Annotated in this window: 27 protein-coding genes; 17 read left to right on the forward strand and 10 right to left on the reverse strand. The window is 38.3% G+C overall.

Annotated elements, in window-relative coordinates; genetic code table 11:
• Nucleotides 1-1,978: 1,978 nt before the first annotated feature.
• From ACFIJ9_RS01950 to ACFIJ9_RS01970, 5 genes are all read right to left on the reverse strand, one after another.
• Nucleotides 1,979-2,191, reverse strand: a complete 213-nt coding sequence (locus ACFIJ9_RS01950) for a hypothetical protein (protein ID WP_375635573.1) — start codon at nucleotides 2,189-2,191, stop codon at nucleotides 1,979-1,981.
• Nucleotides 2,184-2,396, reverse strand: coding sequence for a hypothetical protein (locus tag ACFIJ9_RS01955; RefSeq protein WP_273788509.1), 213 nt, complete (start codon nucleotides 2,394-2,396; stop codon nucleotides 2,184-2,186). Before ACFIJ9_RS01955 ends, ACFIJ9_RS01950 begins: the two co-directional genes overlap by 8 nt.
• Nucleotides 2,320-2,556, reverse strand: a complete 237-nt coding sequence (locus ACFIJ9_RS01960; protein WP_273788536.1) for a hypothetical protein — start codon at nucleotides 2,554-2,556, stop codon at nucleotides 2,320-2,322. The genes ACFIJ9_RS01955 and ACFIJ9_RS01960 overlap by 77 nt, the downstream gene beginning before the upstream one ends.
• Complete coding sequence (locus ACFIJ9_RS01965; protein WP_375635574.1) at nucleotides 2,553-3,215, reverse strand: lysozyme; 663 nt, start codon at nucleotides 3,213-3,215, stop codon at nucleotides 2,553-2,555. Before ACFIJ9_RS01965 ends, ACFIJ9_RS01960 begins: the two co-directional genes overlap by 4 nt.
• Before the next feature lie 918 nt (nucleotides 3,216-4,133).
• The gene (locus tag ACFIJ9_RS01970) at nucleotides 4,134-5,054 is read right to left on the reverse strand and encodes a YopJ/AvrA family T3SS effector serine/threonine acetyltransferase (RefSeq protein WP_375635575.1); all 921 of its coding nucleotides are present in this window, start codon (nucleotides 5,052-5,054) and stop codon (nucleotides 4,134-4,136) included.
• Between the two features lie 689 nt (nucleotides 5,055-5,743).
• Here ACFIJ9_RS01970 and ACFIJ9_RS01975 point away from each other — a divergent pair.
• A complete protein-coding gene (locus tag ACFIJ9_RS01975) occupies nucleotides 5,744-5,995 on the forward strand; it encodes a hypothetical protein (protein WP_375635576.1) in 252 nt (83 codons plus the stop codon).
• A gap of 12 nt (nucleotides 5,996-6,007) precedes the next feature.
• Nucleotides 6,008-6,289 (forward strand): hypothetical protein, encoded by a 282-nt coding sequence (locus tag ACFIJ9_RS01980; protein WP_375635577.1) that lies wholly within the window; start codon nucleotides 6,008-6,010, stop codon nucleotides 6,287-6,289.
• 264 nt (nucleotides 6,290-6,553) lie between these two features.
• On the opposite strand, the gene ACFIJ9_RS01985 is transcribed toward ACFIJ9_RS01980, so the two are convergent.
• Complete coding sequence (locus ACFIJ9_RS01985; protein ID WP_375635578.1) at nucleotides 6,554-7,123, reverse strand: hypothetical protein; 570 nt, start codon at nucleotides 7,121-7,123, stop codon at nucleotides 6,554-6,556.
• Nucleotides 7,124-8,440: 1,317 nt separating this feature from the next.
• Complete coding sequence (locus tag ACFIJ9_RS01990) at nucleotides 8,441-8,578, reverse strand: hypothetical protein (protein WP_375635579.1); 138 nt, start codon at nucleotides 8,576-8,578, stop codon at nucleotides 8,441-8,443.
• Between the two features lie 759 nt (nucleotides 8,579-9,337).
• On the opposite strand from ACFIJ9_RS01990, the gene ACFIJ9_RS01995 reads away from it, so the two are divergent.
• From ACFIJ9_RS01995 to ACFIJ9_RS02040, 10 genes are all read left to right on the forward strand, one after another.
• Complete coding sequence (locus ACFIJ9_RS01995) at nucleotides 9,338-9,844, forward strand: hypothetical protein (RefSeq protein WP_375635580.1); 507 nt, start codon at nucleotides 9,338-9,340, stop codon at nucleotides 9,842-9,844.
• Nucleotides 9,845-9,852: 8 nt separating this feature from the next.
• On the forward strand, nucleotides 9,853-10,404 hold the full coding sequence (locus ACFIJ9_RS02000; RefSeq protein WP_375635581.1) for a hypothetical protein: 552 nt from the start codon (nucleotides 9,853-9,855) through the stop codon (nucleotides 10,402-10,404).
• A gap of 48 nt (nucleotides 10,405-10,452) precedes the next feature.
• The gene (locus ACFIJ9_RS02005) at nucleotides 10,453-11,022 is read left to right on the forward strand and encodes a hypothetical protein (RefSeq protein ID WP_375635582.1); all 570 of its coding nucleotides are present in this window, start codon (nucleotides 10,453-10,455) and stop codon (nucleotides 11,020-11,022) included.
• Between the two features lie 199 nt (nucleotides 11,023-11,221).
• Nucleotides 11,222-11,575, forward strand: coding sequence for a hypothetical protein (locus ACFIJ9_RS02010; RefSeq protein WP_375635583.1), 354 nt, complete (start codon nucleotides 11,222-11,224; stop codon nucleotides 11,573-11,575).
• A 732-nt stretch (nucleotides 11,576-12,307) separates the two neighbouring features.
• Nucleotides 12,308-12,637, forward strand: coding sequence for a hypothetical protein (locus ACFIJ9_RS02015; RefSeq protein ID WP_375635584.1), 330 nt, complete (start codon nucleotides 12,308-12,310; stop codon nucleotides 12,635-12,637).
• A 294-nt stretch (nucleotides 12,638-12,931) separates the two neighbouring features.
• Nucleotides 12,932-13,288: a hypothetical protein gene (locus ACFIJ9_RS02020; protein ID WP_375635585.1), complete on the forward strand. Its 357-nt coding sequence runs from the start codon at nucleotides 12,932-12,934 to the stop codon at nucleotides 13,286-13,288.
• A gap of 226 nt (nucleotides 13,289-13,514) precedes the next feature.
• Nucleotides 13,515-13,862, forward strand: a complete 348-nt coding sequence (locus ACFIJ9_RS02025) for a hypothetical protein (protein ID WP_375635586.1) — start codon at nucleotides 13,515-13,517, stop codon at nucleotides 13,860-13,862.
• A 12-nt stretch (nucleotides 13,863-13,874) separates the two neighbouring features.
• The gene (locus tag ACFIJ9_RS02030) at nucleotides 13,875-15,035 is read left to right on the forward strand and encodes a DUF6990 domain-containing protein (protein WP_375635587.1); all 1,161 of its coding nucleotides are present in this window, start codon (nucleotides 13,875-13,877) and stop codon (nucleotides 15,033-15,035) included.
• 88 nt (nucleotides 15,036-15,123) lie between these two features.
• The gene (locus ACFIJ9_RS02035; protein WP_375635588.1) at nucleotides 15,124-15,498 is read left to right on the forward strand and encodes a hypothetical protein; all 375 of its coding nucleotides are present in this window, start codon (nucleotides 15,124-15,126) and stop codon (nucleotides 15,496-15,498) included.
• Nucleotides 15,499-15,592: 94 nt separating this feature from the next.
• On the forward strand, nucleotides 15,593-16,000 hold the full coding sequence (locus ACFIJ9_RS02040) for a hypothetical protein (protein WP_375635589.1): 408 nt from the start codon (nucleotides 15,593-15,595) through the stop codon (nucleotides 15,998-16,000).
• A gap of 1,538 nt (nucleotides 16,001-17,538) precedes the next feature.
• Here the strand turns inward: ACFIJ9_RS02040 and ACFIJ9_RS02045 are convergent.
• Nucleotides 17,539-18,054, reverse strand: a complete 516-nt coding sequence (locus ACFIJ9_RS02045) for a short-chain dehydrogenase (RefSeq protein ID WP_375635590.1) — start codon at nucleotides 18,052-18,054, stop codon at nucleotides 17,539-17,541.
• An 18-nt stretch (nucleotides 18,055-18,072) separates the two neighbouring features.
• Nucleotides 18,073-18,636: an NADPH-dependent FMN reductase gene (locus ACFIJ9_RS02050; RefSeq protein WP_375635591.1), complete on the reverse strand. Its 564-nt coding sequence runs from the start codon at nucleotides 18,634-18,636 to the stop codon at nucleotides 18,073-18,075.
• Nucleotides 18,637-19,298: 662 nt separating this feature from the next.
• Between ACFIJ9_RS02050 and ACFIJ9_RS02055 the strand changes: the two genes are divergently transcribed.
• The 5 genes from ACFIJ9_RS02055 to ACFIJ9_RS02075 all read left to right on the forward strand — a co-directional run bounded on the left by ACFIJ9_RS02055 (nucleotide 19,299) and on the right by ACFIJ9_RS02075 (nucleotide 23,253).
• On the forward strand, nucleotides 19,299-19,529 hold the full coding sequence (locus tag ACFIJ9_RS02055; RefSeq protein WP_375635592.1) for a hypothetical protein: 231 nt from the start codon (nucleotides 19,299-19,301) through the stop codon (nucleotides 19,527-19,529).
• A gap of 84 nt (nucleotides 19,530-19,613) precedes the next feature.
• Nucleotides 19,614-20,171: a hypothetical protein gene (locus ACFIJ9_RS02060; RefSeq protein WP_375635593.1), complete on the forward strand. Its 558-nt coding sequence runs from the start codon at nucleotides 19,614-19,616 to the stop codon at nucleotides 20,169-20,171.
• Nucleotides 20,172-20,722: 551 nt separating this feature from the next.
• Entirely contained in the window at nucleotides 20,723-21,007 is a 285-nt protein-coding gene (locus tag ACFIJ9_RS02065) for a hypothetical protein (protein ID WP_375635594.1), read from the forward strand.
• Nucleotides 21,008-21,702: 695 nt separating this feature from the next.
• Nucleotides 21,703-22,080: a hypothetical protein gene (locus tag ACFIJ9_RS02070; protein ID WP_375635595.1), complete on the forward strand. Its 378-nt coding sequence runs from the start codon at nucleotides 21,703-21,705 to the stop codon at nucleotides 22,078-22,080.
• A 9-nt stretch (nucleotides 22,081-22,089) separates the two neighbouring features.
• Complete coding sequence (locus ACFIJ9_RS02075) at nucleotides 22,090-23,253, forward strand: DUF6990 domain-containing protein (RefSeq protein WP_375635596.1); 1,164 nt, start codon at nucleotides 22,090-22,092, stop codon at nucleotides 23,251-23,253.
• Nucleotides 23,254-23,788: 535 nt separating this feature from the next.
• On the opposite strand, the gene ACFIJ9_RS02080 is transcribed toward ACFIJ9_RS02075, so the two are convergent.
• Complete coding sequence (locus tag ACFIJ9_RS02080; RefSeq protein WP_375635597.1) at nucleotides 23,789-24,112, reverse strand: hypothetical protein; 324 nt, start codon at nucleotides 24,110-24,112, stop codon at nucleotides 23,789-23,791.
• Nucleotides 24,113-24,689: the final 577 nt, after the last annotated feature.

Genomic DNA, 24,689 nt, shown 5'->3' on the forward strand with positions numbered 1-24,689 from the left:
ATGGGCGGAATGGATTTCTAAGCTCTTATTCCATAGAAGTAATAAAGAAACGGGCTTTCTGTGCCCGTTTTTTTTAAATGCTTTTTCGCTTTTCGTACAGTTCTTCCTTTTATGATAGTGATCTTATAGCATTTTGTTATTTTTCATTGGTTGATGTATCGCCATTGTGAATAGATCTCTCTCTTTATTCATGACTTTTTCTCTTGTATTTATGGGATGTTTTTATTGTGCGGGGATCGTGGTTTTCTTTGAAAATATTTTATTGATAAAAATACAACTTTTTGATTTATAGTCATTTCTTTCTTATACAGTTCTATTTTTTCATTTTAAGTTTATGTATGCACCATTAAAAAATCTTGTGTTTGTACTTTCGTGTTTGCGCTCTAGAAGGGCAAATGGTTTTTATGAACCAACGCAAGAGTTCGTGCCTATTGAAAGTTGAAGAGAGAAAGTTGGACAGAGCATGTTAGGTCTTGTTTGTTTTTTTATGAATAAGATGCTGGTGTTTAAGATTTTGTATGAAAACAAAATTTAAGGTTTGCTCTGTTAAAGGGCTTTTGTATACTGGGACAAGCATATCTCTGTTTGGTTAATCTCTGCAATAGAAAGACAGCCTCATTGAGGAAGAATGTAAAGGCATATAATCACTCGTCTTGTCATCATCTTTTTGCTTTACGACTTTTAAAGGTATTTATAGTAATATCTTATTAAATAATGAAGATGATGCCTCAAACTTTTGTTGCTTGCGTATCTTTTTTTGTGAAATCCCTCACGGAAAGCAGAAAAGCCGCAAATATATTTGTCTCCAAATATACATTTTTGCATATTGACGTGTTTTTTAAGAGACATCTCGCTCGTCACACCGATTTCGCAATGGACTCGTGAATGGCATAAGGGCAAAGTTCTCATGAAGTGCATAAAACTATAGGGCACGATCATCTTTACGCTTAATAAAAGAATACGCGAACGTTATCATACATGTTTTCAGCTCTCAATGTTATGACAAGCCGTTAGTCCGTGAGACGGTGAGGCATGCCTTGCTTGTATAGTTTTGACCCATACACTGTAATGTGCAAGCGACATGGTTTGGATTGTTTCAAAAGAAACAGGTTTGGAAATGAGAGAATCCCACGATATACAGGGTTTTAATTCAAGTTGAAGAGTGCTTAATGATAGTTATAAATCAATGTGATGTGGTTTTACGGTTTTCAAGAGCATTGCATTCTTGCAAATAACGATAATCATGTGTTGCTTCACATTTTTTAATGGGTTTTAATGGAGCAACGCTTTTATTTATAATAATAATTCATTGTTTTGTATGTTGAATAAGAGATTTTTATTGCGGTGGATTTTTTCATTTCAATTCTCTCTTATGTTGAAACAATCTCAATCATTTTCTTATACCTCACAAGTGGAGGGAGCTAGGGTAAAATACTTAAAGAAAATAAAAATGCCTCTCATGAATATTCTCAAATAGTCAGTTTTTTATAAACAGAGTTTTTATAAACGGGGGTTTTTATAAATATTGGGGATTGGTAATGCGTAGGGTGGTGTCTGATTGCTCTTTTTTTAAGTGTAAAGAAAGGGGATTTTAGGCAAGTTAATGCTTTTTGCGTTGTTTACTTATGCAATTATTAAAAAAATATCTCTAAATATTTTTAAATTTTTTCGCGATGGTATCTTCCCGATGGGATTTGTGAAGAGTATACAATATTTTTGAGGATCAATAGGTTATTAAAAAAATGTGCGTTGGTATGATCATTTTCTTATGTTAGCAAAGTTGTTGACTTACGCGTTTGTTAAAAATCTCTCTTCATGCCCCTAAATTCATTTCATGAAAGCGTTGGTGAAGAGTGTGTAAAAATTTTCTATGAGACGTGAAAAATCATCAATAAAATCTCCGTGTTTTCAAAAAATAACGAATGGCTTTTTATATTTTTAAAAAAAGATTTAACACGTCTCATGTTTTTTATTTATTTTAGAGCTGAATATTCGATTTTTGTGTAAAAATATTTGCCAATGCATCCACGATACGTGAAAAATCAAGCGCTAATAAGAAAATGATGAATATAATCCACTTCGTATAGCGTGACATTATTTTTACACTTTTATAAGTCGTGATGATTTCTTGTAGGATTTCTTTTTCCTGTTCTGTCAGCTCTGTTTGTTTTTCTGTTTTTTTTCTAGCCATGTTTCCACCCACACAAGCCTTCCCCTTGTTTGTTATGCTTTAAAATATCTCTTGCGAGATTTGAGCTGATGATATTGAGATCTTTTTTGTCTAAATAAATGGGCATCCAACCAACGCAAGAAAAAGGTTCATTTATTGTTTTTATCGCGCAACCAGTGAGTAAGAGCAGCGCGTACATCAGGATCACTTTTTTGATTAATTTCATTTTCCACCTCTAGCCGTGTTGTTGATGACTTTAGTGTTTTTTCTATTTGCTTTTGTTGTTCAATCTTTTTTCCAAGAGTGAAAACTTTTGCTAAAGCGATAAAAAAAGCGGTCAGAGCCGCTCCTGTTATCATCAGATTTTTTTTCATCCACCACATTATAAGCGCTGCTCCCGAAACCGTTTTGCCACAAAGAAGATGCCAGCACAGGCGGCTAAAACCATAATGGTTGCCAATGCCCATTGGATGGGACCATTGCCTGCCAATAAGCCTCCAAGTCCAGAAAAAGAACCAATAATCGGTGTAAGCGCTTCTGCTTTGAAAAATCCCATTGGTGCTTGCGTTTCTACGGTTTGGTAGTTAGGAGAAACATAAGCACCTTTTGCCCATAGTCCTGCTTCGGCTGCACGACGGTGCACTAAACCGTGAAGACGTTTTCCTCCTGCTTTGGTCCACTTTTGTAATTCAGCAGGGACGGCTTCATATTCGCCGTTATTGAGTTTTTTGAGCAGGGTCGAATTACAAAAAGCCGAAGCTCCTATATTATAGCAAAACGATACGAGCGCGGCGAATTGTTCATCCGTTAAGGAAACCGTCACATTTGTTTCAACGGTATTTTCAAATTGTCTTAAATCTTGAGAAAGAACTTCTTCTGCTTGTTTTTCAGTAATGATCATGCCCTTGTGAACGAACGGTTTTCCAGCAGCGCTGGTATGTCCATAGCCAATTGTCCATACCCCGATGGCATCTTTATAGGCGTTCAAACGCAATCCTTCCCATTGTTTAATGAGTGCAAGCCCTGCTGATGATATTTTTCTCATTTGCTTCTCCATAAAATAAAGCCTCACGTTAACGTGAGGCTGGTCGACATATTAAAAATGAAATTTTTCACTCTTCAAAAACAGAAGAGACGTTAAACTTCAATGAAATCAAAAGGTTAGTTGTAGCATCTTAAGGGATGGGATAATAGTTGGCCAAGTGGGATAATGGTTTGGCTGGTGTTTTCCGTTGAGAGATGTTGTTGGTTTTGAGACTTGGTGCTGGTTTGTTGATAGGGTCTTATTGGTGCCGGTTTTATTGATGTTGGTGAGGTTGGCGATTGTGTTGATGTACGCAATGGCATTACGGCGGCATTACGGTTGTGTTAGCGGTGGCATGAGAGGTGAGGTTGGAGGGGTGACATATATGTTGGTGAATGGAATTTTTAGAAGGCACTGTTGGCGCGGCAGGGGGTGGGAGGGGGTGCATAATGATTTATGTTAGCATTGGTGTTGGTGATTGCGGTTGTTTTGGCAGGGGTTGTGAGGGGGGAGAGATGGGGAGAACGGATGGTGTTGATTGTGAGGGATAAGAGAGCGGCTGTTTGCGGTTGTTTTGGCAAGTGGTACTGATGTGGAGGCGCTTGAGATAAAAGCGGACAACTCTTAGAAAAAAGCTACAGGAGGAGGCGGGTGCTTTTATTTAACATCTAAAACCATAAAATATTCTATGCATTCAGCCTTCTGTCTATTCAAATATGGATCATTGTTAAGAAGAGCTTTGGAATTTTGATACAATTTCAAAATTGACTGATTTTGATAGAACAGTTCTGTTTTGCCTTTTGTCTTTAAGAGGTCACGTTGCTTGTTGTTTACATCTTTAACTGCTTACAAACGGAAAAGAAGATTTGCTAACAGCAAGCTATACCTCACTGTCAAGCAACAGAGCTTTACTCTTTATGGATATGAAAAAAGTCGCAATTACATCATCAGAGATTTGTATTCCGTCGCTCTTTTTCTATGTTGTGAAACAGAAACAGTTTTTCCTTCTGCTGAACTTAAGCTTCTTTCAAATCTCTCGGTTAGAGTTTCGCCTTTTTTGTTTACTTCTTCATGTGCTGCTTGTGGATTGGCTTTTAGATATTCCTCAAGACGTCTTCTTCCTTGTGTGTGTTTATAAAAAGTGGTTGGAAGATATGTATCTAACTTTTCAGCAGATAAAGGCGTATCTGGTTCACATAACACACCCTTAATATTATCTTTGTGCAGTCGTTCTAATTTTTGAGCTTCGGAATAAAGCTTTTTGGCGAGGCTTAAGCTGAACATTCCACATTCAGAGGAACTACGTTGAATGTCCATTTCTGCCATGGCAAAAGAACAATTAGACAATTCATGCGCTTTAATGGCCAGTTGTGTCCTTAATGCTAGCACCGCTGATCTCATATTGTTAAGTGTTGTAGGTTCAAAAAATATCACGGACGTTTTGTCATCGATGGTTTGATGATCAATCACTGAAAAATGAATTCCTCTATCCTTTGTGTGAATGATAAATCTAGAAGATTGAATGCCGTTTTCGATGGCTTCTTTTAGTGCAAGGGCAAAGTCGTGAGATGATGCTACCAATTGAAGACGCATTTCAGGATATTTACGATTTGCTTGTTCTACCAAGGCTGGCATCAGTGTAAGATCTATGCTTGCATAATCAGCTGTGAACCAACGGCCAGTTGAGATGTCATCTTCTAAACGGGCAATGATATTTTTTAATTCCTCATGACTGAATGGGATATTTCTTTCTTTTTCGCTGCTGGGTTGTTCTGAATGTGCAGCAAGATTGTCTAATGATGCATTTGCCATTCCTAGTGTTTGTGAGGAATGAGGGAGAGAAGAATCTTGTGGCTTCATGATATTAGCCTCCATATTAATAATCAATGGACGGCATTATTTTCTTCAATTTTGGCTAAACAATGTTTTGAAAGAGAGCCTTTGCATTTTGAAAGATGAGGCGATGAGAGCATATTGTTGCCGTTTTCATATTATTATTCGTATATTGCTCATCATTTCTGAGATGTATTGCATCGATATTTTTATTGGGGTATTTTGTTAGAGCGTTTTATTGGGAGCCCTTATTGGATACTGCTTGTTTTGAAAATCTCAAAATTATAGGGCTGTTGGTGATGCAAATTGGATGATGCAGAAGAAAAACAGTCAGAGAAAGACGAAAGATACCTTCAAACAGGAGGCTTCTGAAGATTGTCGCGAAACACACTGTTTGATAACAGTCTATAATAACTCAAACATCTGATGATGAAATCTGGGCACAAAAAACCCGTTACCGCACCTGTCATTAAATACGATTTTTCATATTCTGTCAACAGCAAAACGATTATTTTTTCCTTTTTTATTGTGGCAAAAAATCTACAGAAAAAAGCTCATTCATTAGCTATGCAGCAAAATATGTTGTTTTAATGGGAAAGTTTTTGATGCGGCAAAAAACATTTTCTCCTTTGAGAAAGGAGGGGGCAAGATGAAGGGAGAGGAGAGAATTGTGGTTTTGAAATCCGTGGTATTTTATTAATGGAATTAGGAAGGCGGTGGTTGGCAGGTGTTGCGGGGGTAAAGCGGTAGGTGTTGGCGATTGGGGCTGTGCTGTCTGTCATATTAGCGGTGGCGTGATGAGTGGATGGTTACCGGTACAGTTGTTGATGAGGGAGGAGATTGTTGGTGGGGGCTTTTTCTTTCGTTTAAGGGATGATGCTTTTAATTTTGTAAAAAAATCAATGGGGTGTCTTAATGATGAGCTATTGATTTATAATGATGTTTTAGTCGTTATTGATCTTGAATGAGAAATCCAGATTATGCTGCAGTCAAAGCCATGTCTCTTGTTCGTCATAAGATCAGGAAAGCCGTATAGAATTGTACAAGAAAAGACGCACAATGACTATAATGAATTGTCTCAAGAGCTAAGGGGATATCGCGATATTGGGGGAAAAGTGGATGATGAGGGTTGTTTGTTACAATGGGAGGTGATGGGGAGGGGAGGTGATGGGGAGAGTGTTGCCGTTTGGAGAGGGGACAATATTTATCTTGCCTATGTCGTGAAATATGCTGTGAATTATTGTCCTTTGAGGCATGGGTAGATATATAGTTGAGGTATGGTGATAAGTCTCTTTGACAGGTTGAAGCGTTTTTTAAAGGGCGTGGTGGATATTTTAAAGCTTGTTTGTTGCGTGCTTTAAGCTCGTCAATCCCATGAATTTCTATGAAAGGCAAGTCCAGTGGATTTCAAGTGTAATTTGCCAAGAAGGATTGTCTCTTTACAACGGAGCTGGTTACAAAGAGGCATGTTACAAAGGGGGTTTTGGAATCTTTATCCTGTGAGGGAGAGGAAACGATGGGTGTTTTTAGCCAATGCTCTTTTTGCTAGAATAGTCAAGATGTTTATAAAGGGCATCAAGAATAATACGCAACGAACCAACAAGAGTAGGCAGCGGTTGATCTTCTATAACAAGATATTGTAATGCTGCATGAAAGTTGTGTTGACGATGCAAATATTGTGCTTCTTTAATCGCTTCTTGCATATCTTCATAGTGTTTCGTCGCTCTTTGAACCCATTGCTTTTTTGTTGTCTCATCTGATGCGCTGTGCGTAAAACCATCGTAATAGCCATTTGGTAAGCCTTTTGCACATAAATAGTCGTTTCTGATTTGCAAGTATCGTTGCGCCGTATCATATTGCTCTTTACTGATGCCTGATGAATCCCCTTTATAGCCAAGCAAACAAAGACGCCCAATATAGGTCCCGACAAGCGGATTTTTCGCTTCTTCGAGGCTTAAACCAAAGTGTTTTGCACGCATTTCAATCGCAGATTGAAGCGCAGATTCGCTGGGGCTTTGGGCACGTGAAATACGGCCATTGGGCTCTCTGAGTTCGCCTGTTATTCTCGGTCTACCGCGTTTTTTACGTATTTTCATGAACTTAACCATTTAAATGAAAAATAAACTGTCTGTTGATGGGGGACAGTGATGTAAAAAGCACTTTGAGCAAATACTGGGGGGGGGAGCAAATACTGGGTGGGCAAATACTGGGGGAATATGAGCCGTTGCAGATCAAAGGAGAAACGGATACTAAAGGCGTCTTTCAGCACAAAGAACAGCAACGGGGTGGGGCGAAAAAATCATCTTTAAGGTGTTTCTTGCCATTTTTATCTTACCCCTATCAGTCTTATTTCTCGCCCCTATCATGCTTATTTTTTCATGGATAGTGGCTTATTTGCTTTCTAAAGATTTCTCAACTGCTCTGGAACAGTTGAAAAGAAACTTTTGTCACATGTGAATAAAAAAACAAGAATGATGTTTTATGGGTATGGCGTCGTCTTTCTAATAGGAAGTCTTTTCTAATAGGATTATTGCCTTCTTTCTCATGAGCGCTTTGTGGAAACTTTTCAGTTTCACCTTTGAAAAGTCATTGTTTTTATTATTCGTGGATTTTTATCATGCGTTGAGCTTTGTTTTTGGGAGGCATATTGGGTTTTCTTATTGGGCGCTGTACCAAGATGTCTGATGTAGATTAAGCTGTGAAACATATCTTTATCCTTTATAGAGGATTTTATCTTTTTTTTGAGCGGCACAGAGCTTAAAAAAACAAACTTTTCAATGTCCTTATAATAGCATAAGATCCTTATCTTTTCAAGTAAAATATGGTTCATCAGTTCAAAATAACAAAATAAACTGTGGAAGGTCAAGCGATTTAGAGTTATCGTTTATGGAGGATATTTTTTGTTTTTGTTGTTTTAATGGATTTCATCATAAAAAAGGGAGGTGGTCACTTAAAATGATTAAATGACGGGATGCAATATTCAAAGAAGCTTTATAAGCGGCAGGTAACTTGATAAAAGAGGCGTTTATTAAGAGATGCTTTTATAAAGGTGGGGGCTATGAGGTGTAAGACATTTCTTTTTTAATTTTAAAATAGGGACTTTTTTAATCAAGAAATTTTAAAATGAGAATTGAAAAATTTCAAAGCTGCTGTAGGCGCATTTTAGATAATCGGTTGTTTGGTTTGGTCTGTGGGGCGTGCTTATTGCTTCACGCTTTTGTTTATCGCGTTCTTGTTTATCATATTCTGGGGGCACATCTCTTACGTCATACACAATGCCTCAAACGGAATATACTTATTGCGGCATATTCACGCGCTTGTTTTTAAGAGACATCTCTTACATGTGCTCGAGCCCATTTCACGACGGTGGCTTAAGAAGGGTATCATGGTAAAGCTTTCATGATAATATAACTTTATTGAATATCATCATTTTTAGGCTTCATAAAAGCGTAAGCTGGTATCATCGCATACTTTGCCAATCCCAATATGTATTTACAAGCTCTTGGCATTTGAGACGGTTTATAAGAGGCATTTTCATTGTACAATTTCACTCCGTATGGCTCCTCCACTTTTTACGTACAAGCAAATAATTTTGATTGATTCAACAGGGGACAGATTTGAAATGAGAGAATCTTACAGCATTTGGGATGTGTTGATTATCAAGATACAAAGCGCTTGTGAAAATGTTTTTTATCTTGTTATGCCATAAAATACTGTCATTTGAGGAGGGGATGGGAAGGCTTATGAGGCATTACAACATTTGACGCATTAAGTGTTAAAAATTAGGTGCCAATGTTAAGGAAGGACTTTTGTTAAGGAAGGAAGTTGTCCGTAGAGCGCTTTATGCAAGTGGAGCCCATAAAGTGCTCAGCAGGTAGAGTGCACTTAAGAGCAATGGGATTGTTTACAAACTGAGGTGGGTTTTAAAATCTTTATTCTTTGAGGCGAGCAAGGAATATCATCATCCTTTGTTTCATATATACTCGGCTTCATTTAAGCGGTGAAAACACTGTCGTTTATGGTGGGTATGTCAGTTTTCCACATGGGATGTTTTTTAGATTAAATATTTGTTGGATTTTTGTAAAACGGTGTCTTTTAGGGGTATGTGATCGATAAAGGGAGGAAAAGGGGAATTTTGGCTTGTAAGCGCGTCATGTATAAGCGCGTATAGGGACTAAGTGAATAAAATATTTAGAGGGTATTATAGTGCTTGCTTTACTCTGAGAAGAGTGCTAAGCGAATTCACCGCCTTGGTGGCGTGCTATCAAATATTGAAGAGTGGGAATTTTAGAAGTGGGGGGAGTATCCGTATGATCGAAGATAAATCACAACACCAATCTGCCCATAAGGGAGATAAGGCTTTTGTATCGCAGCCAGTGTTGGATCAATCGGCAACTTTCAAAAAATGGATGATGCTTTCAACAGGCGATTATATCATCATTTGTTGTTTGGCTATCCTCTTGTTGGTGCTTTTTTCCGCGACTGTCTATATGAGCCCTTTGGAATTTTTTCACGTTATATCCAAGGAACAGCTCCAAGCACTGGGAAAAATGAAACAAGAAAGTTTTCAGGAAAGTCTTAAACACCCATTCCAAAATCCTATAATTCAGCATGTTCTTGATGCGGGGTGGAATAGTGTTTGGGCTTTTTTATGTCTCTTACCGCAAATGATTTTTGCCGTTCTTTTTGGGTTGTTTCCGCTCTTTTTTGTCTTTAACGCCGTATTTAAACGGGATGTGAAGGAAATGATGCTACAATGGGAAACATTGCCAGAGCAGCAACAGCTAAACAACCAATCTCTTAACAGAAGACAATAGGGGGAAAAGTGACCGCTTCTTTAATCATTGGAATGTTGATTGCCGTAGGGACGGCAATTTTTATTTGTTCTGCAATTTTTATGGTATTCCTTTCTACCGTGGTGACAATCGTTGCACTTTATTATTCGTTGATAAAACGGACAATCTTGTTATTGGTGATGCAGCGAAAATTAAAAAAGGGTGCAGCGCAGAATTTGAGGCATTATCAGGCAGAGGGTAGGGGACAGAATACAGTTCTTGCAACAAAGTTCAGTGCCTTTTCTTTTCAAGAATCTTTGCTTCTCTCAAAAAAAGATTATTTTATGATCTTTTCTATCGCCTTCGTTATGGTTGCACTTTGCACAGGTGTTGTCGTTTTTTCAGCTTTTCTTCCAAAATCTGCGGTTTTTTTGCACAATTACGTGCCTATGATAGTGCTTCACATTATTGATTTTGTCATGCGACTGCTGTTTTGGGTCTGGACATGTATTGTTGTTTCTTTACCTGTCATTTTAATTCTCCATAGTTTCCTTCATTATGGCGTGAAAAAAACAGTAAAGAGATTAGAAACATTTGTTTGAGCAGAGAATAAAAATGATGATTTCACATCAATGCGATAGGGGAAAAAAGTGAGCATTATAATACTACAACATTTGGCTTTTTTAGGGTTCATTATCATTGCCATTTTAATGGTTATGGTTATGGTCAGGCTTCCTTACCTGTTGATCAAATATATCAGGTTATCTTTTAAACTCGCTCAAGACTTGAAAAAGAGTACGACGCAACAAAAACAAGCCATACAACAATTGCGCAATGATTGGGGAGAAATGAAAAGACACAATCTCGCGCTTGAGACACTTGATGCGAAAATGCGCTTTCTTAACTTCAAAGAATCTCTGCCCTTTTCTTCAAAAGAATGTAAAATAATCTTTTTTATCCTTATTCTCTTTTCTGTTTTGCAATCTTCTTTCTCTATCGCAAATTTTGTATGGTGGAAAAATGATAGTGTTGCCTTTATCATGCAGCTGTTGAGCCTTATATGGTTAGGGATTTTTCTCTTTTTTCCGATCATTGGGATGATGTGCATAAAATTAACGAGAAAATTGAACAAAACGCTTCAGCAATTGGAAGAAGCGATAAAACAACGCGATCAGGCAATCCGTATGCAGAATGTGGTAGGGGGACAAAATGACGAGTAGTCTTATAACATTAATAGCCATTTCTTTCCTGTGTTTTACGCTTTTAAATGTTTTAATATGGGGGCCGCTCTTTGCCGTTTATTACCTGTTTATCAAGCGTGCGCGGTTGTATTGCCGCGTGAAAAAGGAACTGAAATGCGTGCTGAATGAACGCGATATTGCCTTAAAACAGATCTCTCAAAAATAAAAAAGCAGTAGAATGTTTGATAAAAAACAGCTTTCTCTTGTTTGGCAAGACTATAAAAAAATATTCTATATTTCTACGGTCATAGTGATAGCTCCAATAGTTATAACTGCTATCGTTAAACTATGGAGGGGAAAGGGCTTTATTTCTTTTGTCGTATTCAAGCCACTGGTATGGATGCTTGCCTGCGCTTTTTTATTCTTACCGATTGTTTTTATTATGCTTTTTATTGTAACCCGTCAGTTGAAGAAAATGGTGCGGCAATTGGAAGAAGAGGTTGAGCAGAAAAAAGTTCCAGTCATCCTATACGATGTGAATGAGGGAAAAGTGAACGAGGGAAAAAGTGAAGAGAGGCTTTTGTTGCCATAAGCCTTGCTTTTGATTTGTTCATTAAGGTGCATGGGGGACACTTCTCGTTTTATGCTTTTTTATATTTGTGTCGTGTTTTTGAGAAAAATTGAGGCTCTTGCTTGAGTTGGTGCTTTTGCTTGAGTGCTGAGGGGGAAGTGAAGAGGGGCTGCTCTTGGGTTTCACTTGCTGTTTCTGTTCTCTTAAAGAGAGAAAATCTTGTAATTTATTTTCTTTTTTATCAAGCATAAAAATGTGTTTTACCAAGCGATATTGAGAGCGAAAAATCTATACTTAAAGCAAAAGATATTCTGGTGTTTGGGGCAGAAAAATCCATTTTCGAGAAACTGAAGAGGCAAGGCGCATAAAGAAGGCGCGCCAAAAGCTCAAGTTTTTAATTAAGACGTTTTTCCCCATGGAAAGTGCAACAGTGCTTTTAAAGAGCTTGGGTTGGAGGAGAGAAATTGAAAGAAAAGGGGGACACTTATTTATTTACGAGACTGCGAGGGGCAGTTTCTCTTTCTGGATGAAAAAGGTTTTGTGCAATTTGATTATGGAATTGTGGGAGGTGCTGGTATACATGCTGCAGCTTGCCAAATAATTAATCCTTATTATTTTGGGGCTTTGCCAGATTTATAACTGGACTTTGAAGCAAAGGGGTGGATTTTAAGGCAAAGGGATTGAAAATTTTTGAGGAAAAGGTAAGCGCCCAGTGATTACACCGTGTGCTTGAGGAAGCTTTAGATAAGGGCGATGGGAGCTGTTGATCTTGGCAGTGTGCTTGGCTTTCAAAATGGGGGCATCGCCTTGGAAAAAGGAAATAATGATATCTCTCAAGGGACTTCCTCTTTGCTGTGCACCCTTGGAGTTTTGGTATTGAGGGCTGATGTTAACATTTGGCAGCTTTCTCATAAAAGCTTTATGGAAGGTGAAAGTTTGGGCTTTGAAAAAAAATATCGAAAAAATCTATTTGGGCCGGCTTTTTTGGTGGTTCAAATCGTCATAAAGACAAAGCAACTTCGTTACGATTTTCTTGCACTAGTTTGCTTCTTCTTTGAAAAGAAGCTTATCTCTTGGAAATAAAAAGAGCAGTGATTAGAATTTTAGAGCCATAGACCTAAATTTGTGCAATAGAAGAAGATATTTTTATGAAAATTTAATCGACGAGAAAAGAGAAGCCTTAAGACAATAGGGGGTACACTGTGAGTGATGAAAACATGATGTTTGAAGGTGATGGAAAAAAATGCAACCCTGATATTGTCTTTATAAAAGATGAGGGATACAAGCGCTTGATATTGATGAATTGAATTCATTGTGAGGACGAAAGCTTCGGTTCATGAAAATGGCTTAAAAATTGAGACAAATGAGGAATAAAAAATGAGGGGCAATGGAAAAAATGCATCATTGGATGAAGAACCACGGTCGTTTTCGCTTGAAGAAGCGTTTTTGACAAGCAAAAATTATAAAATCATCTTTTGCATTGCTTTCATTATTAGCGCTTTTAAAGTGGCACTCTTTATATTTTTTGAGTGGGATTTGACAGAGTGGTGGAATTATATCCTGTTCATTTTAACATTAATATTGGTTTTTATATCAGTGCTTCTTTTTGTGTTTATTCCTGTTGCCTTTGTGGTCCGTATCATTTTTACGCGTTTGTTGAAAAAAAAGATCGATAAGTTGGATCAAGCAATTTGGCAGCGAAGAAAAACCGCTTCTCAACAAAACAGTGCATGAAGGGAGGGCAGAAAATGAATACTGGCCTTTATATATTCTCATGCGTTGTAGGAGCACTTCTATTCGTGCGATGTTTGAGGTTGATGGAAAAAATGCAACCCTGATATTGTTTTCATAAAAGATGAAGGATACAAGCGCTTGATATTGATGAATTGAATTCATTGTGAGGACGAAAGCTTCGGTTCATGAAAATGACTTGAAAATTGAGACAAATGAGGGATAAAAAATGAGGGGCAATGGAAAAAATGCACCATTGGATGAAGAACCACGGTCTTTTTCGCTTGAAGAAGCGTTTTTGACAAGCAAAAATTATAAAGTCATCTTTTGTATTGCTTTCATTGTGGTAACTTTGAGAATGGTTCTCTTCGTACTAATGTGGCGTGAGTGGAAAGGGAATGTCATAGCAGCTCTCTTTTCTATTGGGGAGTTTATATTAGATTTAACTTTTGTGCTCATTCCTGTTGCCTTTGTGGTCCGTATCATCTTTACGCGTTTGTTGAAAAAAAAGATCGATAAGTTGGAGCAAACAATCTGGAAGCGGGTAGCTGCTACGTATCGACAAAAAAGTGAATAAGGGGTGGGGAAAATGATAGATATTAAAATGATAGATATTATTGTTGTACTCTCGTGGGGTGCGGGCTTGACGCTTTTCATGCTGCTTTCTGCTGTGGTCATGATGTTTATTTGGGCATTGTATTATTCTACTTTCAAGCGGGTGAGACTGTATTGCCAAGTGACAAAAGAATTAAGACGCGTGCTTAAACAACCTGTCGCTTTTGAGCCGTCCAGTGGGGAAATGCCGATGATTAAGCCGTTATCTGAGGTAAAAGAGTTCAAAGAGTTTTCTCTTTCTGATGAGGAAATCTTAACGATGGAAAGTGCAACGGCGCTTTTAAAGAGTTTGGGATGGAGGGTGGAAATTGAAGGAAAAGGAGATCATTTGGCCACCTATTATTTACCAGATCGTGAAGTGCAGTTTCTTTATAATGCTGAGAAGGGGTATCCGCAATTTGATCGTGCAATTGTGGTGGGCTCTGGTATCCATGCGGCGGCTTGCCAAACGATAGACCCTTATAATTCTGGAGGCTTGATTGCTCTTGACTTGAGTTTTGATGTGAAGGGGTTGGAAATTTTTGAAGAAAAGGTAAGCGCCAAGCGTTTACGTCGTGCACTCGAGAAAGCTTTAGAAAAGGCAATGACTGAGGTTGATCTTGGCAAGATGCTTCACTCTCAATATCGCATCCTTCCTTGGGAAAACAAAATTGTAGTTCCTCAATTGACTCCTTATTCGCTGCGCTATCTTGCAGCTCTGGCTTTGATGGGCGATGTTGAAACCTTACACGCTTATCACAAAAGCTTTCTGGAAGGTGAGAGACTGGGCTTTGAAACAAGCATCGAAGAGGAGCATCTGGAACGCGCGATGATAATCGCTAAGGCGGTAGAAAAAACAAAGCAATCCAGTTACGATTTACTTAAACATGCGGCAAAGGATTTTTCCATGGAGGTGGAGAGCTATGAATATTTTAGAGCTACAGATCCCAGTTTGTGCAATAGAAGAAGAGATTCTTATGAAAAATTGATCGAGGAAAAAAGAGAAGAATTAAGACAACAGGGATATTTCGTTTACGAAAAGGACGCGATTTGTAAGGTTGATGGAAAAAACTATCGTCCCGATATTCTTTACATAAAGGATGGGGAGTTAGAATATATGGATGTAGAAATTAGGATTGATGAAAAAATTTATTGAGAAAAATAAAGAGTTTAGATAAATTAAAAAGAGCTTAAACCTAAAAATAATGCGTAAAACACGCGAAGTGTAAAAGCAGAGGGGAACAATGCAGGAGAAAAAAGCAACATTTGAAGTGTCTTTCTTTTTATTCAAAAAATTTACGGTGTCTTCAGTGGAAAGGCGTAAAGGGGTGGGGAGTTGTGAAATAATAGGGCGCTGCTTTTTCACTATGTTTTGCACATGTCTTATCATGATGGCTTTAGAAGTTCCTGCTGGTGCAAAATCTCTGGTACAGCCGTTGCAATGGATAAAATGGGAAGGAATTGGTTATCTTATTTTTCTCTTACCGGTGTTGATTTGGTTTTGTCTTCTCACTCCTCTTCCGATCCTTTGGGGGGTTGATCGTTTTAAAGAGCGCAGATTGGAAAAAATAAAGAAAAAACTAAAAGAAAAAACAAAGCAGCAAGAGATTAATCAATGAGGCTGTACACATGAGGGGTGAAGCTGCGGTTTTTATTTTGTTTCTGCTGGTTGGATGTTTTCTTCTAAATGCAGTTACAGTTTTTGCCATTTTTGTGAATATGATTATTGTGGTGCCTTATTATTCTTTAATAAAGCGTTTGAGGCTCTATTACAGAGTGAAAAAACAAAGACGTTTGATGAAAGAACATCCACAGTGTTTTGGTTTCTTTGAAAAAAGCGGAAAAGAGAAAGAGAGAGTGCAGCAAAACTTAGAACTAGAAACACAGATAAGTTCCCATTCGTTAAAAAAATGGCTCGCTTTTTCACGCAAAGATTATATCCTCCACGCATGCCTCTCTTTCATCATTATGTTTTTCAAAGCTTATGTCTATGTGATTTACTGTAAAGGGATAGCTATAGCTGCTGAGATAGATGAAAGCAGATTTGAATATATTGCCATTCTCTTGTTTTTCTGGTTTTTTTATCGGTATCTATTTTTGCAACGATCCCTGTTATTGTGATCCTTCGTGAAATTTTAACTTCTCGGTTGAAAAAGAAAATTCAGCAATTGGAAGAAGTGATTGAAGCAACCCAATAAATCAATTTATACCACACAAATCAATTTATAAAGAGAAGGGGATAAAATGCATTACGAAATGGCGGCAGCTTGGACGGTGGTTTTGATCATTCTGCTGGGGGGTGTTTTTGATTTTTTCTTAACAATACCCATTGTGGCACTGTATATTTCTTTTATAAAGCATTTGATATCGTATTACAAGGTTACGCGGCAATTAAATGCAGCGCTGAAAAAGCGCATGTAGTGCTCATGTCATGGGGGGAGGTATGAGTTTTAGATCATCCCATTGCTTCACGGCTTGGGAGGAGGGCATGGATTATTTTTCTCATTTTACGCTGATCTCTGTTTGAAAAGGGCTGATGCCAATTAATAGGCTTGTAATAGGCTTCAATGGGGTTGTTTATCGGAGGTTTGCTTGTTTTCTGTGAATTTGCAAAATCGTAAAAACGTGGAACTGTAAAGTCTAGGATGTGTGGTTGGTTAAGGGCCGTGAGGGTTGTGGGGCGGTTGAGGAGAAGAGGGGGGCAATGAAGGCGTAAAGGTTGGATTGTGAAATGCGTTAAATTTGAGAGAAGGTTTTCGTATCTTTGGTATATCTTGTATATGATCAGTGGGTTTTATTTATAAGGCTTTAAATTTAGCTCAATCCACCACTTGTTTTTTGAGTTTAATGGCTTGAAAGTTGACGGTTTTTTATTTTACGTTTTCTTATTTGCTGTCGTAAAAATGAATTTAAAGCAGGTGTGCGTGCTAATTGTGTTTTCTTATCGGTTTTTTTTCGGTTTATTGCGATACTTTTTTATTATGCTTAGCATTGAGGGTGCTTTTTGTATGCTGGCTGTAAGGGTGTCTAATTTTCATTCGGTTCTGATATGGTGTTTGTTATAATATATCATCCCATGACGTCATAAAATTCTGTTTTGATATAAGCTTTCTTGGTACGTTTAAGTGTTGTTTTAAGGAGCGCGTTGAAATTTCTTTAAAAAAGCTTGTCGAGTATGAGTATTACGGGAAGACTATGAGCGGGAAGTCAAGTCGAACCTGCTAAAATTTGGACTGTTGAAAGAGAAGTTTTTCGTGGGAACCTTACGTCCCGTAGAAATCGTTGTTCTTTGAGGTGTGGGGAGAAAGGTCAGCTTTAAAATAGACAAAAAATTCTAAACACAATTTGCTGTTTTAAGTTTTATGCCATGACGCCTTATAACATAACGCCCCATAAGATTATGCTGTCTAAGTCCCGTGAGAAGGGAATAAGCCCGTGTGAAGATCATAAACTGTCAGAGGGGGATAAGCCCGTGTGAGAAGGGTAAAAACGTTTGGTTTTGGGGCTGTTGATATAAGGATGCTGTTTGAGAGGCGCAGGGAGGGGGATTGTTCGTTCGCAAAGCCTATGATGTAAAGAGTATGGGGGGACTCAAGAGGATGTTCGGGTATGGATAGAGATTGAAGGGGCACGGCTTCTTTGCAAAGCATAGGTATTGATCATAAGTTTTGTTTATTCATATGATTTTTTATGGCTTCCAGTATCTGTTGGCTTATCTCCTGATGAGTCAGCCATCGTGAACCTTTTGGGGTTGTTTTTTGTCCTAATTGAATGGGGATGAAATCAACCTTGTTTTTGCGCGCGCACTCGATGACCATTTGATCATGAGTGTTGGAACCAAAAATATGAAGAATACATGGTGGTGTAGGCAAAAGAGCTAACTGCTCAATTAATGCGCAAGAAAATGCATGGGCAGGCGAATGAATCCATAATATGCAATATTTTAGATCATGCCATTGCTTCACAGCTTCTAAAAATTGTGCCTTTGATGTCGCACAATCATAATCCAACGGCACGCACAACTGTTTGTTGTGCAATGCCTCAAGCTGGACTTTATGAGAAAAAAAGCGTGCAGCAATAATCACTTCTTGCGGCTCGAGTGATTGACACAAAGGGGCAAGCATCCCTGTGCCCCCTACCACTAAATAACGATAGTGCGCACCCTTTTTTTTCATCCCCCCTCCCTTTTTGCTTTAAATCACACCACGGTGCTTTAAAAATGTGCACATTTCATCAGCAAGCCTTTCACAACGTGTTTGTATTTCTTCACTGATAACTTTCCAAGTACGACCGTCATCATCTGAGGAAAAATCTTCGGGGGAAGAGGCGATTTGACATTGGAGTGCATAACCATAAAGCGTGCTCACCACCGGCAATAAATGCTCACACGGTTGTGCGCATTTTTGGGCGGTACTCCCATGAGAGATAAGCCCAACAGGTTTATTTAAAAAGGCATTATAAGCTAAATTATCAAGAGCATTCTTTAAAACACCCGAATAAGACCCTTGATAAACGGGGCTTGCTAGAATAACGCCATCAGCCTCTGCAATGGTTTTTACAAACTGGCGAACCGCAGCACTTGGATTAGCCTCAACCTGCTGATGATAATCTGGATCTGTCATCGGTAAGGGCTGTTCACGCAAATCAACCCAATGAAGTGATGCACCCCGCTTCATGAGGCAATCTGCTAAATAACTGGCTAAAGTTCTTGTTAATGAAGGTTGACGCACAGACCCCAAAATAATTGCTATATTCAATAGGATTCTCCTTTATCTTTTCCAGAAAAGCCTATAACGCAAGGCTTAAAAAGAATTGTGAGTGAAATGACGCGTATCATTATGCTGTTTATAAAGAGCAGTTGTGATGATACCGCATAGTTATAGAATCAGTCCATGCTAACAAGATTGTTGACAAAACAACACCTCAAACTTGAAGAGAATGTTAGTGCTTTCATTAATATTAAAACACTTGATCTCAAAAGTAGCGGCTGTCTTATTGTTTTAAAAGCGTTTTTTATGAATATATTCTTAGCTATTGGCTTGCAAGATTCCCAATGAAAAAAGGAAGATATCGCCATATTTTGATTTATAATGATCATTGATCCTTTTTGATTGGAATAAGAGAGTTGTAAGATTTTCTTATTTCAAATGCTTTTATTGCGCGATCATTTGCGTATCAATGGAAGTTCCTTTTTTCATATCTTAAGTGGGGGGCGGAAAACAATTGAGAAAAGAATAAAAATGCTTCTATTTTTATCAAGTTATAAGGGCTATCGTAGAAGCTAGATATGGCTGTTGTAGGAGCAGGGCAGGCTTTGTCGTAGGGGGGAAGCCCCCTTAGGGTAAGGCTATCGTAGAGGCAGCAGCGGGCGGGCGTATGTGAATGGCGCCGGATTACACTTTTTATTGAAACAATGGTGGTGATAGATTTTATCGTAAGGGGATATATTCATGAGGGCGCTATTGTTATTTCCTTCATGGGTGCTGTTCATGAAATGGGGTGGACGCGCGTTGGTTTGGAAGTGTTGAGAGATGCTTCTTTAAAACAAGCACGTGAATTGGCAAAATTGAAGTATTGGCAACATAAATATGCAATACGAGTGTTCTCTGGAGGTGTTCTGTTTGACGACAATGGACGGAATTTTACTTGAGAGATTGTTCGTGTCCTTATATGAGAGATTGTTCGTGTCCTTATAAAAGTCAAGGACAAACAGTTGTATAAAAAGGAAGAGCAAATGAAGGGGGAAAATTCCACATTTTATAACAAACTGTGCTCTGTTGTTTTTGGAAAATCATTTCGTTCTTATAAAGACCATATTATCATTTGTCTTATTTCTATCCTTATTGGGATAGGTCATAAAGCTCTTTTGATCCCATTAGAATCCGAGTGGTCGTTGAGTGTATCGCAGGATAGCGCTCTTTTGGCGCTCTTTGTGCTGCGTGAAGTTATCATGGTGTGTGTTGTTGCCTTGATGCCTGTTTTATTGGTGCTTTATCTCATCTTAACGTATTTGTTGAAAAAAAAGATTCAGCAGTTAGAAGAGGCTATCCAGCAACGGGGTCACACAACCGATCAACAAAATAATCCAGTAAAAAAGGATAGAGAAAAAATAAGCAGTTTTTTTATCGCATACCTTTGGTTGATATTTCTGCTGGAAGTCTTTTTTCCTGCGGGTGTTGTCATGATCATTTTGGAATTTTATTATTTTGTTTTCAAGCGCGTGAGAACGTATCGTAGAGTAAAACGGGAATTAAAACGCGTAAGAAAAGAGCGCGACAAGGCGCTTGCGTAACTATCGTGAGGGGAAGAGGCAATGTTTGGAAGCTCGTGACACAAGAATAGGGGATGAATGGTTGAAGAATCATCGGGCAAAGAGGCTAGCCTATTTTCGTTTGTAATGAGGAGGATGCTCTTCATCATTTGGAAGAGCAATAGCGCTTTTAGAAAGTCGGGTTTTTTTGTTGAAAATAAGGGAAGTGCCATGCATCGCACTTTTAGTGCTTCTTAAAAGAGCGAGCATGAGATAAAAAAATGCGTTTTTCATAAAAAAAAGGAAGAGCAATGAAGGGGAAAAATTCAGCATTTTATAATGGACTGCGCCATTTTTTCGAAAAAAGTGTTTTTTCTGAGCGAGAGTATGTTGTCATTTGTTTCCTCTCCCTCATTATTGAGTTGTGCAACAGGATTGTCTTTCTCTCATCCTTAGGTAGCAAAGAGAACTTGACAGGGTGGCAGGATACACCCCTTTTTCTCTCTCTGTGTGCGTTTTGGCAAGTTATTACAGTGTGTGTTTGGGTCTTGTTCCCAGTTATGTTGATACTCTGCATCATATTGTGGTGTTTGTTGGTAAAAAATACTCGAAAATTGAAAGAAATAAACCAGCAACGGGGTAAAATAACCGATCAAAAGGATCGATATAAAGAAAAAGTGAGGTGGAAAATGGACAATATTCTTGTCGGGATATTTGGTCTCGTGCTTATATTCGTGACATTTTGGGTTGCTTTTATTCCCGTGATGATTTTGGAACTTTATTATGGTGTCTTTAAGCAGGTGAGAACGTATCGCTGTTTAAGAAAAGAACTGAAAAACGTCTTGCAAGAACAGGATACAGCGCTTGAGAAGTCATGAGAGGGAAAAAATAATGAAGAAATTATGAGAGATTCAGCCTTTATAGGGATTGCTCTCTATACCATTTTGCCTCTGATATGTTTTGGTGCTCTTTCATGGGTTGTCCGTAAACATTGCTCTAAGGAGCAGTGCTGAGGATGGCATTGAGGGGAAGAAAAGCCGATTATGGACCATTGTTGATTAAAGGGAATGAGAGCCGTGGGGTTTAGAGCCTAGAGTGAGCGTTTGGGACTTACTTCATCGTTTGAAATGTGAGGAAGGGAACGGTTTTTCTAGCAGGTGATCGCGGTATATGGGGTGTTTTCGTATTTTTAGGTGCCTTGTTCATTCAAGCTTTGAAATGAATCCTATTGAAGTGGGGATGCAGGGTCATTTTCTTGAAAATAGGGGAATTTGTTTGAAAAAAAGCTGAATTGTGACTATCGGTTACAGATTGGCGCGGTTTGAAAATCTTCACTGTTTGAGGTGTGAGGAAGGTAAGGGGGTAGTGTGGTACCACGAATATTATTATTTTTATTATGACGCAAACCATAATGGTCTGTGTACTTTTCTTAATTCCAGTGATATTTGGGTTTTGCATCATCATAATGCGTAAATTGGAAAAAAAGATCTAGAAACGAGAAGAGGCAATCTCTGTGTGATAGCAAATAAGCTCTCTGTCGCACGGGTCTTTTCAAAGAGTGAGAGGGGAATACATGAAGGAGCAAAATTGGGCATCAGAGCAAGAAACGCATAAAAGAGCGCATTCTTTTTCGCTCCAGCAAGCGTTGCTTTCAGCAAAGGATTATAAAATTATCTTTGCTATTGCTGTTATCATTATCATCTGGAGAATGGTTCTAGAAATACCAGATGTATTAAATTGGCAGCTGACAGGGTGGCAATATGTTGTGCATGCCGTTCTCTTTAAAACAACGCTCGTCATAACGGTCTGTGTCATTATTTTTATTCCGGTTATGTTACGGCTTCGCACTAAAGTGACGGGTGACTTGTACAAAAATATTCAGAAACTAGAAGAAGCAATCTCTGTAGGAGAGCACATAAGCTCTCTGTCGCACGGGCTTTGTAAAGACTGAGAGGGAAAAATGAACAGTGATCCTATAGCGGTACGTGTCTTGGATCCCGAGTTCTGGGTATTTATTGTTATTTGCATGATCATTATCATGCTTGTTTTAGCTCTTTATACCTCTGTCTTCAAACGGATGAAAATGAATTTCCAAGTGAAAGGCGAGCTGGAAAGAGTGCTTAAAGAAAATGATCTTGCAACGCAGCAGTTTTGGAAAGATGAAGCCGTGGTGCAGGAGAGGCGTTTGCAACTAAAGGAAAAAGAGTTCTCTGCCGATTATGATGATGATGAAATTCTCACGATAGAAAGTGCAACAGGGCTTTTAAAAAGCTTGGGATGGTCGGTGGAAATCGAGGGAAAAGGAGATCATTTGGCAACTCTCTTTTTACCAGATCGTGAAGTGCAGTTTCTCTATAACGAGAAACGAGTGGAGGAATTTTCGCCCTTTGATCGCGGACTTTTAATTATGAGCGGTATTTTCGCTGCGGCTTGTCAGACGATTAATCCTCATAATTCTGGGGTTTTGCCAACAGTATTTATGAATTTTGTATCCAATGGATTGGAAATTTTTGAAGAAAAAGTGAGCGCCCAGCTTTTAAAGAAAGCACTCGATAAAACTTTAGAATGGACAATGGAAGATGATTCTTTGCATGGAATGTTTCGCTCTCAATATAGTCTTCCCCCTTGGGAAAAAGACTCTTTATCTTGGGCACCGGATGATGAAGTAGAGTTCGCACCTTATGCTTTGCTGCATCTTGCAGCTCTTGCCTTGCTGGGTGATGTTGAGACTTTAGCTTCTTATGACGAAAGTTTTACGGCAGGGGAAAAGCTTGGCTTTGATGAAACCATTGAAAAAGTTCATTTGGAACGTGCGATGGTGATTGCTCAAGAAGTGAAAAGGGAAGGAAAGTTCAGTTACGATCTTCTGGAACGGGTTGCTGAGAAGTGGTCTATAGCTATGAACTATCAGCTTTTCAGAGTGAGATCCCCTAATACGTGTAATCAAAAACGCGCTTTTCATAAAAAAATAGTCGAGGAGAAAAAACAAGAATTAAGGGAACAAGGATTTGAAGGGGTGAGTGATGAACAGCTCGTGCTTGAAGTAGAAGGGGTAAAATATTCTCCTGATATTATTTATATTAAAGATGGTGAACCTGCATTTATGGATATAAAAATTGATTAGTTTACTCTTCTGTTGAAGAAAAGCACTTTTATTTGAAAGAAGAAAAGCGCCATGATTGAGGCGCTTTCATACTTTTCACACCAGAGCAAAATAAAGTGCTCGAAAAATCAAGAATAATAGCCAAGATTTTAAAAAAATAGACTGAAAATGGCTTGATCCTCAAGAATAGGGGAGAAAAATCGATTATAAATTCTGCTATCTTCTTCAAGACGGTCCTTTTTTTTGTTAGAAAATGCTTATAAATGATCGCTTATTCAAGCGGTATAAGGGGAAGGTCTATTAACTAAAACGCTATGAGGGAAGGTCCATTGACTAAAGTGGTATGAGAAGGGGAGCTTAGGGGGAGAGCCCTCATTATTTGAGATGTGGGACAAGTAAAAAATGTCATTTTTGAAGGCGGTGATATTTAGCCAATAAAAATAAAAACATCGGAAAAATTAAACTAAAAAAGGCCCCATTTTAAAAGGGCCTTTTTATTTAAATTTTACAATATACACAAAATGTATATAACCTTATTTTAAGAAATTTTTGTCTCTTATACTCTAGCGGAAACCAATTGTATAAAATATATAATAATTGATCCTAAAAAACCAGCTATTGCATTCAATAAACTTTTTCCTTTTTCGTATATATCGTTTATTGATGCTTGTTCTGATGCGCTTCTATTATTTACTCTTAGTATATTCAATGTATCCGATGTGTCCCTTACTTGTTTAACAAACTGTAAATTTGTTTTTTCAATAGTATAAGGTGCAACAATAGGAGAGGGTTCTTTATTGACTATACGATCAGATTTTTGAATCGCGAGAGCTAAACCGCTTGTAATTGCCCCCGCTATGAAAAAATATCTGATATTCATAGTTTTTTCTCCTATATTTATTTCTATAAATAAATATCGATATGGATCATACATAAATTCGATTTAAATAACTATAGTAAAAATACAACAGTCATAAAAAAGAATAAAGTTTGTCTATATTTTGACAAAATTTACCCTTAATTGCCTTAAAGAATTCTTTCAGATTCTATTTTATGAGGGTGTAAAAAAGTTTGAAAGCTCTGTAGGGAAGTGGAATCCCATAAGATGGGTGATACAATAGTTGCTAGCAAACTTCTTTTTTGTGCTTTTTAGCAAAGATTCATAAAAATGAGGGTTCATAAGAATGAGATGCGATGAAAGTTGAGTAAAACCCCTGAGGGGAATGGTGCACTCTTTTGAGGGCTTGGAGTGCATCCTCTACAGTTTGGATGCTGCTTCATGAGGGTGGGCGGCATCCGTTGAGGGGAAGGATGCACTCTTTTGAGGGCTGGAGTGCATCCTCTACAGTTTGGATGCTGCTTCATGAGGGTGGGCGGCATCCGTTGAGGGGAAGGATGCACTCTTTTGAGGGCTGGAGTGCATCCTCTACAGTTTGGATGCTGCTTCATGAGGGTTG

Origin of the sequence: Bartonella sp. MR90HLJMH, assembly GCF_042194115.1 — a bacterium.
Taxonomy (GTDB): domain Bacteria; phylum Pseudomonadota; class Alphaproteobacteria; order Rhizobiales; family Rhizobiaceae; genus Bartonella; species Bartonella grahamii.